Source organism: Acinetobacter lwoffii, from assembly GCF_024129595.1.
Taxonomy (GTDB): domain Bacteria; phylum Pseudomonadota; class Gammaproteobacteria; order Pseudomonadales; family Moraxellaceae; genus Acinetobacter; species Acinetobacter lwoffii_O.
Map to the genome: position 1 here is coordinate 47,037 of NZ_JAMXXS010000009.1, position 20,140 is coordinate 67,176.

At 44.9% G+C, this 20,140-nt stretch carries 15 protein-coding genes and 2 pseudogenes; 9 read left to right on the forward strand and 8 right to left on the reverse strand.

All coding sequences use genetic code 11. From position 1 onward, the window contains the following. Positions 1 to 40: 40 nt before the first annotated feature. Complete coding sequence (locus NI466_RS06585) at positions 41 to 1,723, forward strand: AMP-binding protein (RefSeq protein WP_164543024.1); 1,683 nt, start codon at positions 41 to 43, stop codon at positions 1,721 to 1,723. A gap of 70 nt (positions 1,724 to 1,793) precedes the next feature. On the opposite strand, the gene NI466_RS06590 is transcribed toward NI466_RS06585, so the two are convergent. Next, a complete protein-coding gene (locus NI466_RS06590) occupies positions 1,794 to 3,017 on the reverse strand; it encodes a CaiB/BaiF CoA transferase family protein (protein ID WP_086044835.1) in 1,224 nt (407 codons plus the stop codon). A gap of 356 nt (positions 3,018 to 3,373) precedes the next feature. Between NI466_RS06590 and NI466_RS06595 the strand changes: the two genes are divergently transcribed. Next, positions 3,374 to 4,645 (forward strand): MFS transporter, encoded by a 1,272-nt coding sequence (locus NI466_RS06595; protein ID WP_153566517.1) that lies wholly within the window; start codon positions 3,374 to 3,376, stop codon positions 4,643 to 4,645. A 74-nt stretch (positions 4,646 to 4,719) separates the two neighbouring features. On the opposite strand, the pseudogene NI466_RS06600 reads toward NI466_RS06595, so the two are convergent. Beyond that, positions 4,720 to 4,881, reverse strand: a pseudogene (locus NI466_RS06600) (MarR family transcriptional regulator); the annotation flags it as partial. A gap of 2 nt (positions 4,882 to 4,883) precedes the next feature. On the opposite strand from NI466_RS06600, the pseudogene NI466_RS06605 reads away from it, so the two are divergent. Continuing rightward, positions 4,884 to 5,734: pseudogene (locus NI466_RS06605) on the forward strand (AMP-binding protein); the annotation flags it as partial. Between the two features lie 110 nt (positions 5,735 to 5,844). Here NI466_RS06605 and NI466_RS06610 read toward each other — a convergent pair. Next, a complete protein-coding gene (locus NI466_RS06610) occupies positions 5,845 to 6,522 on the reverse strand; it encodes a type 1 glutamine amidotransferase domain-containing protein (RefSeq protein ID WP_071850681.1) in 678 nt (225 codons plus the stop codon). 168 nt (positions 6,523 to 6,690) lie between these two features. Beyond that, positions 6,691 to 7,575: a LysR family transcriptional regulator gene (locus NI466_RS06615; RefSeq protein ID WP_253173135.1), complete on the reverse strand. Its 885-nt coding sequence runs from the start codon at positions 7,573 to 7,575 to the stop codon at positions 6,691 to 6,693. Between the two features lie 177 nt (positions 7,576 to 7,752). Here NI466_RS06615 and NI466_RS06620 point away from each other — a divergent pair, with 177 nt between their 5' ends. From NI466_RS06620 to NI466_RS06645, 6 genes are all read left to right on the forward strand, one after another. Continuing rightward, positions 7,753 to 9,282 carry a CoA-acylating methylmalonate-semialdehyde dehydrogenase gene (locus NI466_RS06620; RefSeq protein WP_253173136.1) on the forward strand — a complete coding sequence of 510 codons (1,530 nt, stop codon included), beginning with the start codon at positions 7,753 to 7,755 and terminating at the stop codon, positions 9,280 to 9,282. Positions 9,283 to 9,293: 11 nt separating this feature from the next. Then, positions 9,294 to 10,184, forward strand: coding sequence for a 3-hydroxyisobutyrate dehydrogenase (mmsB, locus tag NI466_RS06625; protein ID WP_253173137.1), 891 nt, complete (start codon positions 9,294 to 9,296; stop codon positions 10,182 to 10,184). Positions 10,185 to 10,270: 86 nt separating this feature from the next. After that, positions 10,271 to 11,920, forward strand: a complete 1,650-nt coding sequence (locus NI466_RS06630) for an AMP-binding protein (protein WP_253173138.1) — start codon at positions 10,271 to 10,273, stop codon at positions 11,918 to 11,920. 46 nt (positions 11,921 to 11,966) lie between these two features. Beyond that, the gene (locus NI466_RS06635; protein ID WP_253173139.1) at positions 11,967 to 13,094 is read left to right on the forward strand and encodes an acyl-CoA dehydrogenase family protein; all 1,128 of its coding nucleotides are present in this window, start codon (positions 11,967 to 11,969) and stop codon (positions 13,092 to 13,094) included. Between the two features lie 19 nt (positions 13,095 to 13,113). Next, the gene (locus tag NI466_RS06640; RefSeq protein ID WP_253173140.1) at positions 13,114 to 13,887 is read left to right on the forward strand and encodes an enoyl-CoA hydratase; all 774 of its coding nucleotides are present in this window, start codon (positions 13,114 to 13,116) and stop codon (positions 13,885 to 13,887) included. 20 nt (positions 13,888 to 13,907) lie between these two features. After that, complete coding sequence (locus NI466_RS06645; RefSeq protein ID WP_253173141.1) at positions 13,908 to 14,969, forward strand: enoyl-CoA hydratase/isomerase family protein; 1,062 nt, start codon at positions 13,908 to 13,910, stop codon at positions 14,967 to 14,969. Positions 14,970 to 15,054: 85 nt separating this feature from the next. On the opposite strand, the gene NI466_RS06650 is transcribed toward NI466_RS06645, so the two are convergent. The 4 genes from NI466_RS06650 to pdxR form a co-directional block, all read right to left on the reverse strand. Continuing rightward, the gene (locus NI466_RS06650) at positions 15,055 to 15,225 is read right to left on the reverse strand and encodes a hypothetical protein (protein WP_004280276.1); all 171 of its coding nucleotides are present in this window, start codon (positions 15,223 to 15,225) and stop codon (positions 15,055 to 15,057) included. Positions 15,226 to 15,397: 172 nt separating this feature from the next. Beyond that, positions 15,398 to 16,267: an SDR family oxidoreductase gene (locus NI466_RS06655; RefSeq protein ID WP_253173142.1), complete on the reverse strand. Its 870-nt coding sequence runs from the start codon at positions 16,265 to 16,267 to the stop codon at positions 15,398 to 15,400. A 371-nt stretch (positions 16,268 to 16,638) separates the two neighbouring features. Beyond that, the gene (locus tag NI466_RS06660) at positions 16,639 to 18,093 is read right to left on the reverse strand and encodes an amino acid permease (RefSeq protein WP_253173143.1); all 1,455 of its coding nucleotides are present in this window, start codon (positions 18,091 to 18,093) and stop codon (positions 16,639 to 16,641) included. A 417-nt stretch (positions 18,094 to 18,510) separates the two neighbouring features. After that, complete coding sequence (pdxR, locus tag NI466_RS06665) at positions 18,511 to 20,013, reverse strand: MocR-like pyridoxine biosynthesis transcription factor PdxR (protein WP_253173144.1); 1,503 nt, start codon at positions 20,011 to 20,013, stop codon at positions 18,511 to 18,513. Between the last annotated feature and the right edge of the window lie 127 nt (positions 20,014 to 20,140).

Below are 20,140 nucleotides of genomic sequence, written 5' to 3' on the forward strand. Positions count from 1 at the left end.
ATAATACAAATAAATGTAAATCCAGGACAGGAGTATAGTCATGAGCAGTCAGCCATGGATGGAAGAATATAAAAAGTGGAATATCAATCCGGAGTTTACCCGGCCAGATCCTGAGAAAACCCTGAGCACGACAATTGCTGAGAATTTGGTGAAATTTCAGGATAAAACCGCATTTATCTATCTAGATCGCAAATTCAGCTATCACGATATCGATGTGTATAGCCAGAAACTGGCAAGCTATTTACAGAGCCTTGGGCTGACTGCTGGCAGCCGTATTGCGGTGATGCTGCCTAATATTATTCAATATCCAATTGCTACTTTTGCCATTATTCGTGCGGGTTATGTGCTGGTCAATGTCAATCCCATGTACACCCAGCGCGAGCTCTATCATCAACTACAGGATTCAGGTGCAGAAGCCTTGATTATCCTGGGACAGACTTTAGAGCAATTAACAGCACTAGATGAATGTCCTGAACTCAAATATGTCATTTCGACGCATCCGCTGGATTTTATTCAAGAGCAGCCAAGTGCTATTTATAGTCAGGCAGCACAATATCCAGATAAACAGTTTTTTGACTTTAAACAGGCAATAAATCAGGTAGAGATTATTGAGTTTGAACCGCCTGTACAGCATCAGGAAGATACGGTCATTCTGCAATACACGGGAGGAACCACAGGTGTTTCTAAAGGTGCTGAACTGAGTCACCGTAATATTCTATTTAATATTGCCCAAAACAGTACCGTATTTATCAGCCATTTTGGTGACCGTTATGCCACTGAAAATGAATATGTTTTCTGTGCCTTGCCACTGTATCATATTTATGGATTTACCATCTGCCTGTTCAGTTATGGTCTGAGCCGAGGTTTCGCTAATGTGCTTATTCCCAATCCGAGAGATCTGGATGCTTTGGTAGATCAATACCAGAAACATCCACCGACCGTTTTTCCGGGTGTGAATACCATGTTTAATGCCTTGGCGCATCATTCACGTTTCCGTGAGCTGGATCATTCAAGCCTGAAAACCACAACCGGCGGAGGAGCATCTATTCTGAAAAATACGGCAGAGTTATGGCATGAGGTTACAGGCTGCCAGATTTATGAAGGCTACGGACTTTCTGAAACCTCACCAACTGCAACTTTTAACCCTCCTTTAAGCCGGCGATTTAGTGGCACGATTGGCTTGCCATTGGCAGGGACTGAAATTCTGATTCTGAATGATGAAGGAAAACCTGTAGAACTTAATCAGGCTGGAGAAATCGCCATACGTGGTCCACAGGTGATGAAAGGATACTGGCAGCAACCCGAAGCAACAGCACAGGTATTTACCAAAGATGGATTCTTCCTGACAGGTGATATCGGTTGTATGGACGAACAAGGCTATATCACCATTCTGGACCGCAAAAAAGACATGATTCTGGTCTCCGGATTTAATGTTTATCCCAATGAGCTGGAAGGTGTGCTGTCCAAACATCCTAAAATACTGGAATGTGCAGTGATTGGTATTGATGATGAAAAGTCTGGACAGGTACCCAAGGCATTTATTGTGAAACAGGATGAAACTCTGACCCAAGATGAAGTCATGACTTATCTGAAGCAGCAACTGACCAGTTATAAATTGCCCAAATACATTGAGTTTGTGGCTGGATTACCAAAGTCTGCAGTAGGAAAAATTCTGCGTCGCGAGCTGCCTCGTACTGTTCAGCCGAGCGCCAAAGCCTGTTAAGGAATGATCTAGTCCATTAGATTTAAAATAAAAAAGGAATCGAAAGATTCCTTTTTTATTGCTTGCAGGCTTATCGCTGCTGGATGACTTTTTTGCTTTTCAGTTCTTCTATTTCAGCAGAACTTAAATATTGACTCAAAATGGCATCGGTATCTTCACCCAGACAAGGGGGTGCCTTTTTATATTCTACCGGTGTCTTGGAGAGTTTGATCGGTGAACCGATTGAGGTGTAATCTTCACGTAAAGTATGCGGCATCTGAATCACCATATCGCGTGCCAATACCTGTTCTTCTTGCAAAGTCTGTTTCAGGTCATTGATCATTCCTACCGGCACTTTAACCGCATGGATTAAATCCACCCAGGTTTTTGCCGGTCTAGTATAGAAATGAGCCTGTAGAACTGTGGTCAATTCTTCACGATGTGTAACACGTCCAGAATTTTTTAAGAAGCGAGGATCTTCTGCCACCTTAGCCAGACCAACGGCCTGACACAAAGCTTGAAATTGCAGATCATTACCACAGGCAATAATAAATTCACCTTCCTGGGCTTTGAACACCTGATAGGGCACAATATTGGCATGCGCATTTCCGAAGCGACCGGGAACTTTGCCTGAGGTGAGATAATTCATGGCCAGAACAGAGAGGGAAGCAACTTGGGTATCTAACAGCGCCATATCAATATACTGACCTTCACCGGTTTTCTCACGGGACAACAAAGCCGCCTGAATGGCAATTGCGGCATATAAGCCGGTGGTCAAATCGGCAAAGGCCAGACCTGCTTTTTGCGGGCCACCACCGGGCAGATCGTCACGTTCGCCAGTGACACTCATCATGCCACCCATTCCCTGAACGATAAAATCATAACCCGGCTCTTGCGCACGCGGACCGTTCTGGCCAAAACCGGTAATGGAACAATAGACCAGTCGCGGATTTAGCTGGCTCAGACTTTCATAATCCAGCCCATATCGTTTCAACGAACCGGCTTTATAGTTTTCAATGACTACATCACTCTGTTCAGCAAGTTTTTTGATAATACTTTGACCTTCAGGTGTAGATAAATCGATTGCAACCGAATGCTTGCCACGGTTGGCTGACAGGTAATAAGCCGATTCATGGGTATCTTGCTGGTGATTGTTTTTAAGCCAAGGTGGTCCCCAGATACGGGTATCATCCCCATGATCCGGTTTTTCAATCTTGATCACTTCTGCACCCAGATCAGCCAGAATCTGGCTACACCAGGGCCCAGCCAAAATCCGGCTTAAATCCAGTACACGAAATCCTGTTAAGGCACCCATTATTACGCTCCCTGTTCGATCATATTCAAATGACATATCGTTCTTATCCCTCTTTTTAAAGCTATATGAAAATGAAAGAACAATCAACTTTATGATAATAAATTTCGTATAACAAAATAAAACATCTAAAATGATGAATATTCATCTTATTTTCTTTAGCCTGATGCAAATATAAGTATGAACGAAGAACAAGAGGTCACTGATAAAAAGGAAAAAGCGATCTCCCAGACAGGATTAAAAAAGGAGTCAATCAAGTGAATTAAAAACGGATTAGCCTTAAAGCATATTCATTAGCGGAATAGCTTTAAATATAAAAGATCATGAAAACCTAAGGATAGGAAAACAGAGATTTAAATATGACGGATTTAGCGAGAGAATTAGAAAAGATTAAACCTACGACCAAACGAACGCAGCAAATTGCTTTTATTTTCGCCTTTCTGGCTTTACTGGTAGATGGCGCGGACATGTTGCTGCTGTCTTTCAGTTTAAATAGCCTGAAAGCAGAGTTTGGTCTCAGTAATCTGCAGGCCGGTACACTAGGCAGTTTTACCTTAGCAGGTATGGCGATTGGTGGCTTTATGGGTGGCTGGGCCTGTGACCGTCTGGGCCGTGTACGTACCGTAGTCATTTCGATTCTGGTATTTTCCATATTGACCGCAGCCTTAGGCTTTGCACAGAACTTTGAACAATTTGCTGTTTTACGCTTTCTTTCTGCCTTTGGCATAGGCTCTTTATATATTGCAGCCAATACGCTCATGGCTGAATATGTTCCAACTGAATATCGCACCACGGTTTTAGGTACCTTACAGGCAGGATGGACCGTCGGTTATATTGTGGCCACTGTACTGGCAGGCTGGATCATTCCAGAATATGGCTGGCGAACCCTGTTTTTTGTTGCCATTATTCCCTCGATTATGGCGATTTTTATCCAGAAACTGGTTCCTGAGCCAGAATCCTGGCAGCGTGCACGTTTGCAGCGTCTATATGCCCCAGCTGAAATCACAGCACAGCAACCCGCCAAAAAAAGCACAGTCAAAGAGATTTTCGCGGATCCTGCGAATCGCAGAATGTTTATTTTGTGGATCTTTACGGCCGGTTTTCTGCAATTTGGCTACTATGGCGTAAACAACTGGATGCCAGCATATCTGGAATCTGAATTGCACATGAATTTTAAATCCATGGCAGGCTATATGATTGGTACCTATGTAGCCATGATTTTCGGGAAAATTCTAGCGGGCTTTGCCGCAGACCGTCTGGGTAGACGCGCTGTCTTTTCGTTTGGAGCAATTGGAACGGCGATTTTCCTGCCCGTGATTGTGCTATTCAATACGCCAGAGAATATTGCCTATCTGCTGATTTTCTTTGGATTCCTGTATGGTATTCCATATGCGATTAATGCCACTTATATGACAGAAAGCTTCGCCACCTCGATTCGTGGTACTGCGGTAGGCGGTGCTTATAATGCAGGTCGTATCGGCGCCATGTTTGCCCCTGCAATTATTGGCGCGGCAGCCAGCGGTGGTTCAATTGGTCTAGGCTTCCTGATTATGGGCGGTGCTTATTTCTTATGTGGGGCAGTGTCCGGGATTTTCATCAAAGACCGTCAATACGATCCACAAAAAGCATAATTTCAACTTCAAAAAAAGAGCCTGAATACAGGCTCTTTTTTATACTCTTCAATTAAAGCTGAATTTCTATTTGTTTATTCCTGATCTGCTTCTTTATGCAGATGAATACTTTTCAAACCATCATTTACTTTATTGAGCAGATGAATCAGGGTAACCACATCATCAAAAGCCAGCTTATTTAAGGCCTGACCATAAAAATCAAAGAAATCAGCTTGCAAGTTGTCCCATGTTTCCAAGCTGGGATGTAGCCAAAGCAGTGGATCTAATTCATCAGCATCAGGTGAATTTCACCATGGCCTCGACCCCATTCCTGAATGACCTGTCCAATACCGTGGCGGAACAGCATGACAAGGTTGATTCACTAAAAATTTTCCTGTGTGCTGGTGCACCCATTCCGGGGCCATTGGTACAAAAAGCCCCGGAATTCTGGGCGTTAAAGTCATATCCGCTTGGGGTATGACCGAATGTGGTGCAGTGACGCTGACCCGACCTGAAGATGAGGATGAACACTCTTTCAATACGGATGGCATCGCTTTACCTGGTGTTGAAATCAAGATCGTGAATAAAAAAGGTCAGACCAAAGCCGTGAATGAATCCGGGCGTTTGATGATCCGCACCTGTTCAAATTTTGGCGGTTATTTAAAACGTCCACATTTGAATGATACGGATGCCGAAGGCTGGTTTGATACTGGCGATATTGCCTATCAGGACGAGCATGGCTATATTCGGATTTGCGGACGTAAGAAGGATGTGATTATTCGTGGTGGAGAAAATATTCCGGTCGCGGAAATTGAATCACTACTTTATAAGCATCCGAATATCGCCACAGTAGCTTTAGTGGCTTATGCAGATGAGCGAATGGGCGAGCGTTCCTGTGCAATCATCAAGCTGAAAGATCAGACAAAGCCGTTAAGTTTTAATGAGCTGGTAGATTTCCTGAAAACTCATAATCTGGCTATGCAGTATCTTCCGGAACGCCTGGAAATCTGGGAGGATATTCCGATGACCCCATCGGGAAAAATCCAGAAGTTTAAACTCAGAGAATTACTGGCTCAGCATATTGCCTCAACGGCAGTTGAAGCGAACTAAATCTGGGAATAAATAGATAAATTAAACCCTGAATAATATTGCTTTATTCAGGGTTTTTCTTATTCAAAAAGAAGCGATCTAAAAGGTTAATACGAATTTTAGATTAACTTCTACTTTAATAATTTTAATAAAGCTTCAGCCGTTGCAGCAGAAGAGGCGGGGTTTTGTCCAGTAATGAGCAGACCATCTTGTTGCACGTATACCTGCCAGTCCTCAGTTTTGGAATATTTCCCACCTTTTTCTTTCAGCATGTCTTCCACTAGAAATGGGACAACATCGGTTAGGCCTACGCCGTCTTCTTCGGTATTAGTAAAACCGGTGACTGTCTTGCCTTCTACAATCGAATGACCTTCGGCATCTTTGACTTCACGAAGTACACCCGGTGCATGACAGACCAGCGCAACAGGTTTATCTGCCTGCAAGGTTTGCTCAATTAAAGAAATGGAATTCTGGTCTTTGGCCAGATCCCATAATGGTCCGTGACCGCCCGGATAGAACACGGCATCAAAATCCTGATTTAAGACTTCACTCAGTTTATGTGTGTTGGCAAGTGTCCGCATGGCCGATGCATCTGCTTCAAAGCGCTTGGTAGTTTCGGTTTGCGCATCCGGCTCATTACTTTTTGGATCTAGTGGTGGCTGACCACCAGCAGGAGAAGCCAAAACTACCTCTGCGCCTGCATCGACAAAAGTGTAATAGGGTGCAGCCAGTTCTTCCAGCCAGAAGCCGGTTTTTTTGCCAGTATCACCCAGCTGGTCATGTGAAGTCAGCACCATCAAGATTTTCATATTATTTTCCTGTATCTCGTTAAACATCGTGAATAATCGACTGTTAATTTAACAAGTCACAGAGGTCAGGAGTGTTGTGATACGTTCATTTGCTGTATCGATACGTTGTTGTTTCAGTTGATTTAACTAAACTATGTAGCCTTGCAAAGTGAACAGTATGTTCAATACTCATCTGCCCATTAACAGGTCTTGCTGAAGATCAGCTTGTTTACGCAAGAAATCCCAGACCAGTTTTATTTTTGGTTCATGTTGCAGATCGACCAGCGTCAGCATCCAGAAAGTATGGGTAAAACTGACCTGATCGCCCAAAACCTCTTTTAGTTCGCTTTTATCATTAACCAGAAATTTCGGCAAAATAGCCAGTCCGGCCCCTGCACGAACGGCAATTTCCTGCGCCAGAATGCTGTTACTGCGAAAACAGGCACTGACCTGCAAGGGAAGACGCTCCAGCGAATACAGTGCAGTGCTATAGACCAAATCATCAATATAGTCGACAAAACGATGCTGTTTGAGGTCTTCCAGTTTTTTAATTTTCGGATTCTGCTGTAAATAATGCTGGCTGCCATATAGCTTTAAACAGTAATTAGACAAACGAGTAATGATATACGGACCAGATTTGGGCCGGTCAATCGCGATTACAATATCAGCTTCTCGATGTGAAAGTTTAATCGCCTTCGGCACCGGAATCAGGTCAATGGTCAGCAAAGGATAATGCTGAGAAAACTCGGCCAGTAACCGCGCTAAAAATGCCGTGCCAAAGCCTTCTGGCGCACCAATCCTGACCCGACCTTGCAAGGGGTCGTGGCGCTTGTCAATCTGGATAAAGGACTGTTCCATCTGTTCCACACGCGGCACCAGTGCCAGACCTTCCGAGGTCAGTTCATAACCGGTGGCTTCGCGCTTAAAGAGTTGCGTACCTAAAGTACTTTCCAAGGCCTGAATCCGCCGTGCAACAGTACTGTGTTCAACACCAATCAAGCGGGCTGCGTTGGTGAGCGTTTTAGCACGCGCTAAAACCAAAAAAAAGCGTAAATGATCCCAATCTACTTTCATTTTTTATTTAACATCCTGTTAAATTCCTGTGCATATTTGCACAACCATCGTGCACCAATTTCTATTGGTGGTCAAAGTGTTCTTTGTTAGTCTGCTGAAACAGCGTAAAAATTATACGTTAAATAAAAGCCAGTAAAGGCAGAGACAACGACAATAACAAACCAGCACGGAGCGACCATGAACGCCATTTCTCATCCACAGCAAAGTACCGGATTCACCACCGCAAAACTCCTCATTAATGGTGAATTTGTCGAATCAAAAACCAGCCATTGGCAAGATATTATCAATCCTGCGACTCAGGAAGTCTTGGGTCAGGTGCCATTTGCTACTGCAGAAGAAGTCAATGCTGCGATTGCGGCTGCGCAAAATGCCTTTGCCAGCTGGCGCCAGACCCCGATTCAGGCCCGTATGCGCATCATGCTGAAATTGCAGGATCTGATTCGTACCAATTTAAAAAGTATCGCCCAGGTATTAACAGCGGAACAGGGCAAAACCCTGGCCGATGCCGAAGGTGATATCCAGCGTGGTTTAGAAGTAGTGGAACATTCCTGTTCGATCGGTTCCCTACAAATGGGTGAGTATATTGAGGGCGTGGCACGCGGTGTCGATACCTATACCTTGCAGCAACCCTTAGGTGTCTGTGCTGGGATTACCCCGTTTAACTTTCCAGCGATGATTCCACTGTGGATGTTCCCGATGGCGATTGTCTGCGGCAATACTTTTGTCTTAAAGCCTTCTGAACAGGATCCACTATCGACCATGATGCTGGTTGAGTTAGCGATTCAGGCAGGTGTACCGGCGGGTGTGCTCAATGTGGTACATGGCGGTAAAGAAGTGGTCGATCTACTGTGTACTCATCGCGATATTAAAGCCATTTCTTTTGTCGGTTCGACTGCAGTCGGCACGCATGTCTATAACCTCGCAGGCCAGCACGGAAAACGTGTGCAATCAATGATGGGCGCCAAAAATCATGTGGTGGTGATGCCGGATGCGAATAAAGAACAGACCTTAAATGCCTTGGTCGGTGCAGCTTTTGGCGCCGCAGGTCAACGTTGTATGGCACTTTCCGTGGCGGTGATGGTCGGTGAGACCAAGCACTGGGTCGATGAACTGGTCAATAAAACCAAAACCTTAAAGGTGAATGCCGGGCATGAACCGAATACCGATGTTGGACCGGTGATTTCAACCCGTGCCAAAGCCCGTGTAATCGATCTAATTAATAGTGGTGTTGAACAAGGCGCTCAACTGCTGTTAGATGGCCGTGATGTAGAGGTTTCAGGCTATGAAAAAGGCAATTTTGTCGGGCCAACGATTTTTAATCAGGTCACCACCGATATGCGTATTTACAAGGAAGAAGTATTTGGTCCGGTACTGGCGATCATGCATGTCGACACTTTAGAGCAAGCAATTGAGCTGATTAATGCCAATCCATTTGGTAACGGCGTTGGACTCTTTACCCAAAATGGCAATACGGCACGTACCTTCCAAAACCAGATTGATATCGGTCAGGTCGGCATCAACATTCCAATTCCTGTACCTGTGCCTTTCTTCAGCTTTACCGGTTCACGCGGTTCAAAACTGGGTGATCTTGGTCCTTATGGCAAACAGGCGGTGCAGTTCTATACCCAGACCAAAACCATCACCAGTCGCTGGTTTGAAGATGATCAGGAAACTACTGGTGTGAATACCACAATCAGTCTGCGTTAAGGAGTAAGACCATGAAGATTGCATTTATTGGTTTAGGCAACATGGGCGGCTCCATGGCACAAAACCTGCTCAAGTCGGATCATCAGGTGTTTGGTTATGACCTGAGTGAAACAGCGCTACAGCATTTTGCACAAGCAGGTGGTGTGGTTTGCGACAGTCCGCAAGCTGCCGCAAAACAGGCAGAGGTCGTGGTCAGTATGTTGCCCGCCGCCAAACATGTGCGTGAGGTTTATTTAGGTGAACATGGCATTCTGGAGGTGCTTCAACCGGGCAGCTTATGTATCGACAGCAGTACCATTGACCCGCAAACCATTCAGGAGATTGCCACAGCAGCGCAGGTCAAACAGATTCGCGTCTGTGACGCACCGGTATCCGGCGGTACGTTGGGTGCCAAAGATGGCACTTTAACCTTTATGGTCGGCGCAGATGCAGCGACCTTTGAGGCAGTTAAACCGGTACTCAGCTGTATGGGTAAAAATCTGGTGCATTGTGGTGCGGTGGGAACAGGACAGGTGGCAAAAATATGCAATAACCTGATTCTGGGCATTTCCATGACTGCGGTGGCAGAAGGAATGGCGCTTGGGGCTAAGCTGGGCATTGATCCGCAGGCACTAGCTGGGGTGATCAACAGTTCTACCGGACGTTGCTGGAGTTCTGAAATTTATAATCCCTGGCCGGATATTTGTGCCAATGCGCCGTCATCACGGGGTTATACCGACGGTTTTGCCGCACAACTGATGCTCAAAGATTTGGGTTTGGCCGTTGATGCTGCGCAACAGGTGGATCAGCCGGTGGTACTCGGCAGCATGGTGCAGAAACTCTATCAACAACTGTGTCAGGAAGGAGATGCCCATCTGGACTTCTCCAGCATCATGCATCAATACACCACGCCAAATGCTTAAAACTTAAAAGATTCAGATGGAGCAAGGATTCGCTTCAATAATTACACCTTGTCAGTAATAACGATAAATTCAGGCTGAGGTTTAACATGTTAGATTATCAAAAAACGGTTCAAAATTTTGATTTAGATGCGGTTGCAAGTCAGTATCTCTCCGGTTCCATGCAGGCAGTGAATGCCTGTTATGAATGTTGTGACCGTCATGCCAATTCCGATGCAATTGCCTTGTACTGGCACGGTAAAGATGGCAGAAAAGAACAATATAGCTTTCGTGAGCTGAAAAAATATTCCAGCCAGTTTGCCAACTTTTTAAAGTCTCAAGGCATTGCTAAAGGCGACTGCGTCTCCGGCTTATTACCGCGTACCCCGGAGCTGATCATTACTATTTTAGCGACTTGGCGCATTGGTGCGGTCTATCAACCCTTATTTACTGCCTTTGGCCCCAAAGCGATTGAGCATCGCATTCAACTTGCCCAGAGCAAGCTGGTGGTGACTGATCTGGCGAATCGGGACAAATTATCCGAGATCAGCAACTGCCCGACGATTGTGACGGTACATGCTGAAAGCAAGGCAGAGCGCTATCCGCACGACCTTAGCTTCTGGACAGTGTTGAACCGACAAGCTGAAAATTGTGAACTGGAAATGCTCAGTATCGATGATCCATTTTTATTGATGTTTACCTCGGGCACCACTGGACCAGCAAAACCGCTTAAAGTCCCGTTAAAAGCGCTAATTGCTTTTGCAAGCTATATGCAAAATGCCATTGGTCTAACTCCTGAAGATGCGTTCTGGAATATTGCCGATCCCGGCTGGGCCTACGGTTTGTATTACGCAATTACTGGCCCCTTAATACTTGGACACTCGACCTTATTTTATGAAGGTGGTTTTAATGCGGAAAGTGTCTGCGAAATTGTTAAGGAGTATGGCATTACCAATCTGGCTGGTGCACCGACCGCTTACCGCATGATGATGGCAGCTGATCCTGCTCAAATGGCAAAACTGCGCGGTAAATTACGTGTCGTCAGCAGTGCGGGTGAACCGTTAAATCCGGAAGTGATCCGCTGGTTTAAAGAGGTGCTGGATGTGCCGATTTATGACCATTATGGCCAGACCGAAGTCGGGATGGTGGTGTGTAATCATCATGCTCTGGAACATCCGGTCCGTTCAGGTTCGGCAGGTTTTGCCAGCCCGGGTTACCGAATCGCCGTTGTCAATGAACAGGGGCATGAATTAGCGGCTGACGTCCCGGGCATCCTGGCAGTTGATATTAGCCAATCTCCGATGATGTGGTTCTCTGGCTATGAAGAAAGCCGTAAATCTCCATTTGTCGGACAGTATTACTTAACTGGGGATACCGCAGAAATTCATGCAGATGGCAGTATGAGCTTTGTTGGGCGTAGTGATGATGTCATTACAACGTCAGGTTATCGGGTCGGCCCATTTGATGTGGAAAGTGCCTTGCTGGAACATGATGCCGTGATTGAAGCAGCAGTCATTGGTGTGCCTGATCCCGAGCGTACCGAAGTGATTAAAGCTTTTGTGATTCTGGCGAATAACTTTACAGCTTCGGCCCATCTGGAAGAAGAACTCGGTCAATTTGTGAAAAAGCGTTTGTCTGCGCATGCCTATCCGCGCCTGATTGAATTTGTGACCGAATTGCCAAAAACCCCAAGCGGTAAAATTCAACGCTTTTTACTCCGGAATCAGGAAATCAACAAACAGCAATCCAAAACTGCATAAGCTCATAAAGCCAATAGATTAAATAAGAAGATTGAAGGAAGCATCGATGCAACTAACGGAAGAGCAAAAACTAATTCAGGATATGGCCAAAAGCTTTGCCCAGGAACAGATTAAACCCTTTGCCGGCGAGTGGGATCAAAAAGGCATCTTTCCCAAAGATGCCTTGGCTCAAATGGGAGAGCTGGGTTTTCTGGGGATGCTGATTCCCGAGGAATGGGGCGGTTCGGGCACAGGCACGCTGGCTTATGTCTTGGCCTTAGAAGAAGTCGCTGCGGCTGATGGTGCAACATCCGCGATTATGAGCGTACATAACTCGGTGGGTTGTGTGCCGATTTTCAAGTTCGGCACGGAAGAGCAAAAGCAGCAATTTTTAAAGCCTTTAGCGCAAGGTGAAATGATTGGTGCCTTTGCCTTAACCGAACCGCATACCGGATCGGATGCTGCTGCCATTAAAACTCGGGCGGTCAAGGATGGCGATCACTACATTCTGAATGGCGCCAAACAGTTCATTACCTCAGGCCACAATGCCGGGATGATTATTGTCTTTGCCGTGACCGACCCATCTGCGGGCAAAAAAGGCATGAGTGCATTTTTAGTGCCGCGCGACACACCTGGCTATGAAGTGATTCGGGTGGAAGAAAAACTCGGCCTGCATGCTTCGGATACCTGTCAGATTGCCCTAACTGATGTCCGCATTCATGAAAGTTTAAGACTCGGCGCCGAAGGCGAAGGTCTGAAAATTGCCCTAGCAAATCTGGAAGGCGGGCGAATCGGTATTGCCGCACAGGCGGTTGGTTTGGCGCGTGCCGCTTTAGAAGAAGCAACGGCCTATGCGCATGATCGGGTCGCCTTTGGCAAACCGATTTTTGAACAGCAGGCGATTTCTTTCAGGCTGGCCAGTATGGCGACTGAAATTGAAGCGGCACGGCAACTGGTCCATTTTGCAGCACGCAAGAAAGAAGCCGGTGAAGCCTGTTTAACCGAAGCCTCCATGGCCAAGCTATTTGCTTCAGAAATGGCAGAACGTGTCTGTTCCAAAGCGCTGCAGATTTTTGGTGGCTACGGTTATCTCAAAGATTTTCCAATTGAACGGATTTACCGCGATGCGCGGATTTGTCAGATTTATGAAGGCACCAGCGATATTCAGCGGCTGGTGATTGCGCGCAGCCTCTAATTTTAAAAGGATTTATCTCATGCAATGGCAAACAATTTTATTAGAACAACGTAATGGTGTCGGGCTGATTACTTTAAATCGTCCGCAAGCTTTAAATGCACTAAATAACCAGCTGATTGTTGAAGTCAATCAGGCACTGGATCAGCTGGAAAAAGATCCGGCAATTGGCTGTATTGTGATTGTCGGTTCGGAAAAAGCCTTTGCCGCCGGTGCCGATATTAAAGAAATGGCAGATCTGAATTTTCCGCAAATTTATCTAGATGATTTTTTCAGTCTGGCCGACCGGATTGCCCAGCGCCGCAAACCTTTAATCGCCGCAGTGAGTGGCTATGCCTTGGGTGGTGGTTGCGAGCTGGCATTGATGTGCGACTTTATTTACTGCGCTGAGAATGCAAAATTTGGTCTGCCCGAAGTTACTTTAGGCGTGTTGCCAGGCATTGGCGGTACCCAGCGTTTAACCTTGGCGATTGGTAAGGCCAAAGCCATGGAAATGTGCCTGACTGCACGGCAGATGGGGGCGCAAGAAGCGGAACAAAGTGGTCTGGTAGCTCGGGTATTTGCTAAGGAAGAATTACTGGAGCAAACCCTGCAAGCTGCCGAAAAAATTGCTGAAAAGTCACTTACTGCCGTGATGATGATTAAAGAATCAATTAATCGGGCCTTTGAAGTGAGCCTGGCAGAAGGCCTGCGCTTTGAACGTCGAGTGTTCCATTCCATTTTTGCCGGTGCTGATCAAAAGGAAGGCATGCAGGCCTTTGTGGAAAAACGCCCCGCTAAATTTACCCATCCATAAAACAAGAATAGGAAAATAAAATGAGTGATGAAAATAATTTAGCGATTTGGGTAGAAGGAGGTCTGGGCATTATCAGCCTGGACCGCACCAGCCATTTAAATGCCTTAACCCTCCCGATGATTCAGGGTATTCAGGCGCAACTCGATCAATGGTGCCATGATCCAGAAGTGCAAGCCATCCTGATCAATTCCAACAGTCCCAAGGCGTTTTGTGCTGGAGGAGATATCCGCTATCTGTATGACAGCTATCAGGCCGGCAATACCCAATATCAGGATTTTTTTGCCACTGAATATAAGATGCTGAGCACCTTGCGTAATTTTCCAAAGGCCGTGATCGTGATGATGGATGGCTATGTACTGGGCGGAGGCTTTGGCCTCGCTCAAGCCTGTCATATCAAAGTCGCCAGTGAAAAATCACGTTTTGCCATGCCAGAAACTGCGATTGGTTTTTTCCCCGATGTCGGTGCTACCCATTTTCTGTCCCGACTGGATGAAGTCGGTGTCTATATGGCATTGACTGGTGAGCAAATCAGTAGCAGTGATGCGCTGTATCTGGATCTGGTGGATTATCATGTGCCGAGTGAGCGTTTTGCTGAATTAGAAGCAGCATTGATTGCAGCACCGGTATTAAACCCGATTGAGATTCAAAAGGTCATTAGTTCCTATATTACGCATCCGGTGGAAAGTGAGCTGCAAAAACGTGCAGATCTAATTAATCAGCATTTTGGCTATCAACACCTGGAGGAGATTGAACAGAGTCTTGCTCATACAAGTAATTCAACTGATCAGGACTGGGCCAATAAGATGCGAACCATTTTGCAGCAGCGTCCGGTTATGGCCAAGCAAACCAGCCTGAAGTTACAGCAAGCTGGACAGAATTTGTCGCTAGAAAAATGCATGCAGCTGGAACGGGACTTACAAGATGTCTGGTTAGAGCAGGGCGACTTTATTGAAGGCGTTCGTGCACTGATTATCGATAAGGACAAAAATCCACAATGGCGAACCGAAAATGCAAAATTTGAACAAACACTGGAAAAGCTCTGGCCAGCATGGACTCAGCAGCGTATCGAAAATATTACTTAAAGCTGATGCTAAAAGACTCTCTATAATTTAATTATAGAGAGTCTTTAGATGTGTCCTATTATAGCGTCATGAATATGAATTTTGCTTAATGAGACGTTTTCTTTTTCTTGCCGCCCCCATCTTGTTTATTGACCGTTGACCAGGCAATACGTTCGGCTTCTTCTTCAGAATGACCACGTTCTTTTTCGCTTTCTTCAATATGTTCGGCCTGCCGTTTCTGCTTATCGGTATAGGCTGATTTGTCACCTCTAGGCATCTTAATATCCTCATCAGGTTTGGCTGAAATTACTATAACAAGAGCTTATTTTTACAAGGGTAAGTATTTGTTGGAATCATTTTATAAAAAACTAATTTTTTAAAATATGAAAATCTAAAGATTAAATAGATGAAGATAACGGTCAGCTAGAACCGCTATCTTCTGTGCCAGATTAGCCGTTAATAATACTGCCGCCATTCACATGAATCACCTGACCTGAAATATAGCTGGCTTCTTCACTGGCCAGAAATAAATACGCCGGTGCTACTTCACTTGGCTGGCCCATGCGGCCCATTGGGGTACTTTTACCAAAATCTTTAAGCTGTTCTTCATCAAAACTGCTCGGAATTAATGGTGTCCAGATTGGCCCTGGCGCGACACCATTGACACGAATGCCGGTTTTATTTTTCAATAAATTGGTGGAAAGGCTTCGGGTAAGTGTAGTGATGGCACCTTTCGTGCTGGCATAGTCAATCAGCTGATCATGTCCGTGATAACTGGTAATACTGGTGGTATTGATAATGCTGTCACCTGCTTGCATATGCGGAATCACCGCCTGAGTCAGGTGGAACATCGATAGAATATTCACATTAAATGTTTTAAGTAATTGCTCGGGCGAGATATCGGTAATACTTTCTTTCGGGTATTGAACCCCGGCATTATTGACCAGAATATTAATCGTTTTAAATTCCTGAAGGGTCTGCTCCACCATTTTCTTGATTTCATCTTGATCTTGTAAATCACATTGAATCAGCAGACAACGGCGGCCTTCATCTTCCACCATTTTTTTGGTGTCCCGTGCATCCTGATCTTCATCCAGATAGCAAATGGCAATATCGGCACCTTCGCGAGCAAATAAGACCGATACAGAACGGCCAATTCCGCTATCACCACCAGTAATCAAGGCAACTTTGCCTTTTAATTTTTCACTGCCTTTATAATGCGGTTTAATAATTTCCGGTGCAGGGTCCATTTTGGTTTGCACACCCGGTTGATGGTCTTGTGTTTCAGTTGAAGCTGGGGTTTCAGGATAATGATTCATATCTTTTCCAATTCCAATGATTGTGGCCATATAAGAAAAAATATATTAGAAGCTTTTAGGCAAAATGAGGCTGGACTCAACATTTCATAACAGAATGTATTCGAGATTTATCAATTATTCGTTGAAACGGATTAGGTTGAGCAACCAGAACAGAAAAAGCTGATGAAACAGCTTCTGGCTACACTTTGATAGCTGAGGTGGTCTTGAAAGGTGAAATTTGATTAGGAAAGGTGAGGTATCAACGGAGATTTAAAATCTAGACATACATAGGCCTTTTTTACTGGGCTTGTATATAAAATAAATGGAGAGTTTTTTAACTCTCCATTTATTTATTCATTCTGATGGGTTTAATAAAGTTCTATAGAAATAAATTAAAGATTATCACTTAAATTAATTCTGGCCTGTGCTGCCTTTTCCTTTTTGGCTGAGGCTTTACCCCAGTTAAACTTTTGTGCGCAGATGCCTAAGCCTACAATAAATAATGCAAGCACACTGGTATAAACCACTTCTTTAAAATACGTCCCCTCAATAATCATGGTAATTAAAGCACCGACAATAAAGATAATGACCAGATAAGTGAGCCATGGGAATAACCACATCTTGAATGGAATATTTTGTCCTTCAGCTTCCAGTTTTTTACGTAACTTAAGCTGAGAAATGGCAATAGCAAGATAGACATATAAAGATACGGTACCAGTCGCTAACATCAAGACATCATAAATATTCATACTTTCGGTGGCAGTCAGATAAATCGCCACGAAAGAAAACAGGCTTGAAAAGATGACACCTACCCATGGGCTGTTATTGCGGTTGGTTAAACCGAAACTCTTTGGTGCATCTCCACGTTTCGAGAGGGAATAGACCATGCGTGAACAGGTATAAAGTGCGGAGTTAAAGCAGCTACATACCGAGGTGAGCACGACAAAATTAACAATATGGCGTGCTTCTGGAATACCGAGTGCAGTAAGCGCTACGCTATACGTACCCCAGGTCGGATCTTTCAATAAAGGATTATTGTGTGGAATCAGGCAAACCGTAATCAACATTGAACCGACATAGAATAAAATGATACGCCATACAATTGAATTAGCGGCCTTACGAATTTCCTTGGCTGGATCTTTGGTTTCAGCTGCTGCTACGGTGACAATCTCTGCTCCCATATAAGCAAACATTACACCCAATAAGGCCGTGATCACCGATGAAAACCCATTAGGCATAAAGCCTTGAGCGGTTAGATGAATTGTACCACCGAGCATAGAGGCATCGCCCCAAGGCCACAGGTGCATCACGGCCAAACTACCAAACACCAGAAACAGTACAATGGCAATAACTTTGATCAGGGCAAACCAGAACTCGAATTCACCAAAGTTTTTTACGTCACGGAGATTAATCCAGACCAGTGCTACAGTGACCAGAAGCATATAGCCCCAGATCGGGATAAATGGAAACCAGCTATTTAGGATTTTCCCGGCAACAAAGGCTTCCCAGCCCATGAGCAACGTCCAGAAAGACCAGTATAACCAGCCGATAGAAAATCCAGCCCAGCGCCCGATTCCACGATCCGCATAGGTTGAAAATGAACCACTGTCGGGATTCAGTACCGCCATTTCTCCCAGCATACGCATGATGAGTAAAACTAATAGTCCACCTAGAGTATAGGCAATGAGTGCAGCCGGTCCTGCAGAATAGATGACATTACCGGAGCCGACAAAGAGTGCTCCACCAATGACACCCGCAATTGAAATCATGGTGAGATGGCGTGATTTAAGTCCGTTTTTTAAGCCGTTTGATGATTCGGAATTGGAGAAATGTTGATGTTCTGCCATATAATTTCCCTTAATATCAATAGCGTAGCGGCAATAAAATTCCTTATTTGGCTTACGCTATCTTATCCTTTGAAACTGTAACCGAATTCATCAGTGCTTGACCAATATTAAGTTAATCTTAATAAAATAAATCCTTGTAGCCCTATAGACAGGATCACACTTTGATTAAAGTACGGTTACATGCTGTTCATGTATGCGGTTAATTTCTCTTTTTTGTTATAAAGTGACGAGAGCCATTTTTGAGCAATTCAAAGGAGCCAATTGGCTTAAGAGATAAAAAATATAAGCAGGCCATATTTACAGAAAAATAAAGCCTACCTAAAATATCAGGCTAACAGCAGCTTTTACTTTTCTCTTAAAAATAAATAAAAGCTTTTTGATTTTAAAAATATAATTGTATTGATCCTTAACTTTTTACTAAGTTAAAGTGCGAATTCCATGCTCACGCAAGCACTTTAACAACATCCCGAAAGCCACCAGAATTTCCTGTTCACTCACACAGGCAAAGCCCAGTAATAATCCTTTCTGCCGGGTGGAATAATGTTTGGTATAGTATTGCGACAAGGCTCTGACCTTGATGCCCTGATCCAGTGCTTTGGATGCAATCAAGACATCATCACTGCTGCTCGGCAATTTTAAAATCAGATGCAAACCGGCGGCGGTATTGTATTCATGCAGAAAATCTTCACCTAAATGTCGGCGAATCAGGTCAATTAAAAAAGCGTGGCGTTTGCCATACAATAAACGCATCCGTCGGATATGCGCCTCATAATGTCCTTCACGGATAAATTCAGCCAGTGTTTGCTGATCGATTAAGTGACCACCACGATAAAGTTCCGAGGCCACAATTCGCAACGAAGAAAAGAGCTGCTTTGGTACCACTAAATAGCCAATGCGCAGAGCCGGATAAATGGTCTTACTAAACGTCCCCATATAAATCACCGGAGAATCCGGCTCCAAACCTTGTAAAGAAGGATAGGGCTGGCCCGAGAACCTGAACTCACTGTCATAATCATCTTCAACAATCCAGCTGTTGTGTTGGCGTGCGAGTGCAATTAACTGTTTGCGCCGTTCCAAACTTAAATGTGAACCTAAGGGATATTGATGCGAAGGCGTCACAAAAATCAGCTTAGGCGGTTTCTTGGGATGCAGATCGGGAATAATCCCTTCCTGATCGACCGGTAAGGAACGCAGATTCACACCATTAATTCGTAAAATATTACGCGCGCCCCAATAGGCCGGATCTTCGATCCAGACTTCGTCACCAATGTCGCTTAAAGTACGCGAGACTAAGTCAATTGCCTGATGGGTGCCTTCGGTAATAATGATCTGATCAGCATCGCACTGCACTGAACGAGCAATTTTCAGATATTCCGCCAGCTCCTGACGTAGTTCCAGGGAGCCACCGGCATTGCTGTAAATCAGGTTGTTGACTTGAGGTTCACGGCTCAAACGTGTCTGGATTTTGCTGAAAATATGATGCGGAAATTCGGTTACATCGGGTGCGCCCGGTACAAAGGCTCCCCATTGATAAGGCGAGGCTGCTGAATAGCCGAGCAAGTAGGAACCGCGTTGCGACAGATTATAATTTTGCTGTGCTTTTTTTTCCGTAACTGCAGGAGAGCTTTGTTCTGCCTTCACCAAAAAGGACTCAGGTAATTTCTCTACCACCCAGGTGCCTTGACCGGTACGGGCATCCACATAGCCCTGTGCCTGTAATTGTTCATAGGCATTTAAAACCGTATTACGCGATACCTGAATTTCTTTGGCCAGATCACGTGATGCAGGCAAGCGGGTTTTGGGAGCTAGTACGCTATCAATAATCGCGTTACGCAAGCAGCGGAACAGGCGCATCTGTAATGTTCCTGTGACATCTTGCTGCAATCGCTGCAGTAAATAATCTCCAAGCAAGCTACGCAATTGGCTCTCTCCTACAAATTTGAAATGGCTCTCGTGAGAGCGGTATTGCTAGGTGCAAAATAGTCTGATCAGGCAGTCATTGTAAAGTGTCTTGTATGCGTTTTGATCATGTACCTGCGGCTTGAAT

Bases quoted from the DNA above. Each gene is read 5' to 3' on its own strand.
- NI466_RS06585 (WP_164543024.1), top strand. From the start codon at position 41: ATGAGCAGTCAGCCATGGATGGAAGAATATAAAAAGTGGAATATCAAT.
- NI466_RS06590 (WP_086044835.1), bottom strand. From the start codon at position 3,017: ATGGGTGCCTTAACAGGATTTCGTGTACTGGATTTAAGCCGGATTTTG.
- NI466_RS06595 (WP_153566517.1), top strand. From the start codon at position 3,374: ATGACGGATTTAGCGAGAGAATTAGAAAAGATTAAACCTACGACCAAA.
- NI466_RS06610 (WP_071850681.1), bottom strand. From the start codon at position 6,522: ATGAAAATCTTGATGGTGCTGACTTCACATGACCAGCTGGGTGATACT.
- NI466_RS06615 (WP_253173135.1), bottom strand. From the start codon at position 7,575: ATGAAAGTAGATTGGGATCATTTACGCTTTTTTTTGGTTTTAGCGCGT.
- NI466_RS06620 (WP_253173136.1), top strand. From the start codon at position 7,753: ATGAACGCCATTTCTCATCCACAGCAAAGTACCGGATTCACCACCGCA.
- mmsB (WP_253173137.1), top strand. From the start codon at position 9,294: ATGAAGATTGCATTTATTGGTTTAGGCAACATGGGCGGCTCCATGGCA.
- NI466_RS06630 (WP_253173138.1), top strand. From the start codon at position 10,271: ATGTTAGATTATCAAAAAACGGTTCAAAATTTTGATTTAGATGCGGTT.
- NI466_RS06635 (WP_253173139.1), top strand. From the start codon at position 11,967: ATGCAACTAACGGAAGAGCAAAAACTAATTCAGGATATGGCCAAAAGC.
- NI466_RS06640 (WP_253173140.1), top strand. From the start codon at position 13,114: ATGCAATGGCAAACAATTTTATTAGAACAACGTAATGGTGTCGGGCTG.
- NI466_RS06645 (WP_253173141.1), top strand. From the start codon at position 13,908: ATGAGTGATGAAAATAATTTAGCGATTTGGGTAGAAGGAGGTCTGGGC.
- NI466_RS06650 (WP_004280276.1), bottom strand. From the start codon at position 15,225: ATGCCTAGAGGTGACAAATCAGCCTATACCGATAAGCAGAAACGGCAG.
- NI466_RS06655 (WP_253173142.1), bottom strand. From the start codon at position 16,267: ATGAATCATTATCCTGAAACCCCAGCTTCAACTGAAACACAAGACCAT.
- NI466_RS06660 (WP_253173143.1), bottom strand. From the start codon at position 18,093: ATGGCAGAACATCAACATTTCTCCAATTCCGAATCATCAAACGGCTTA.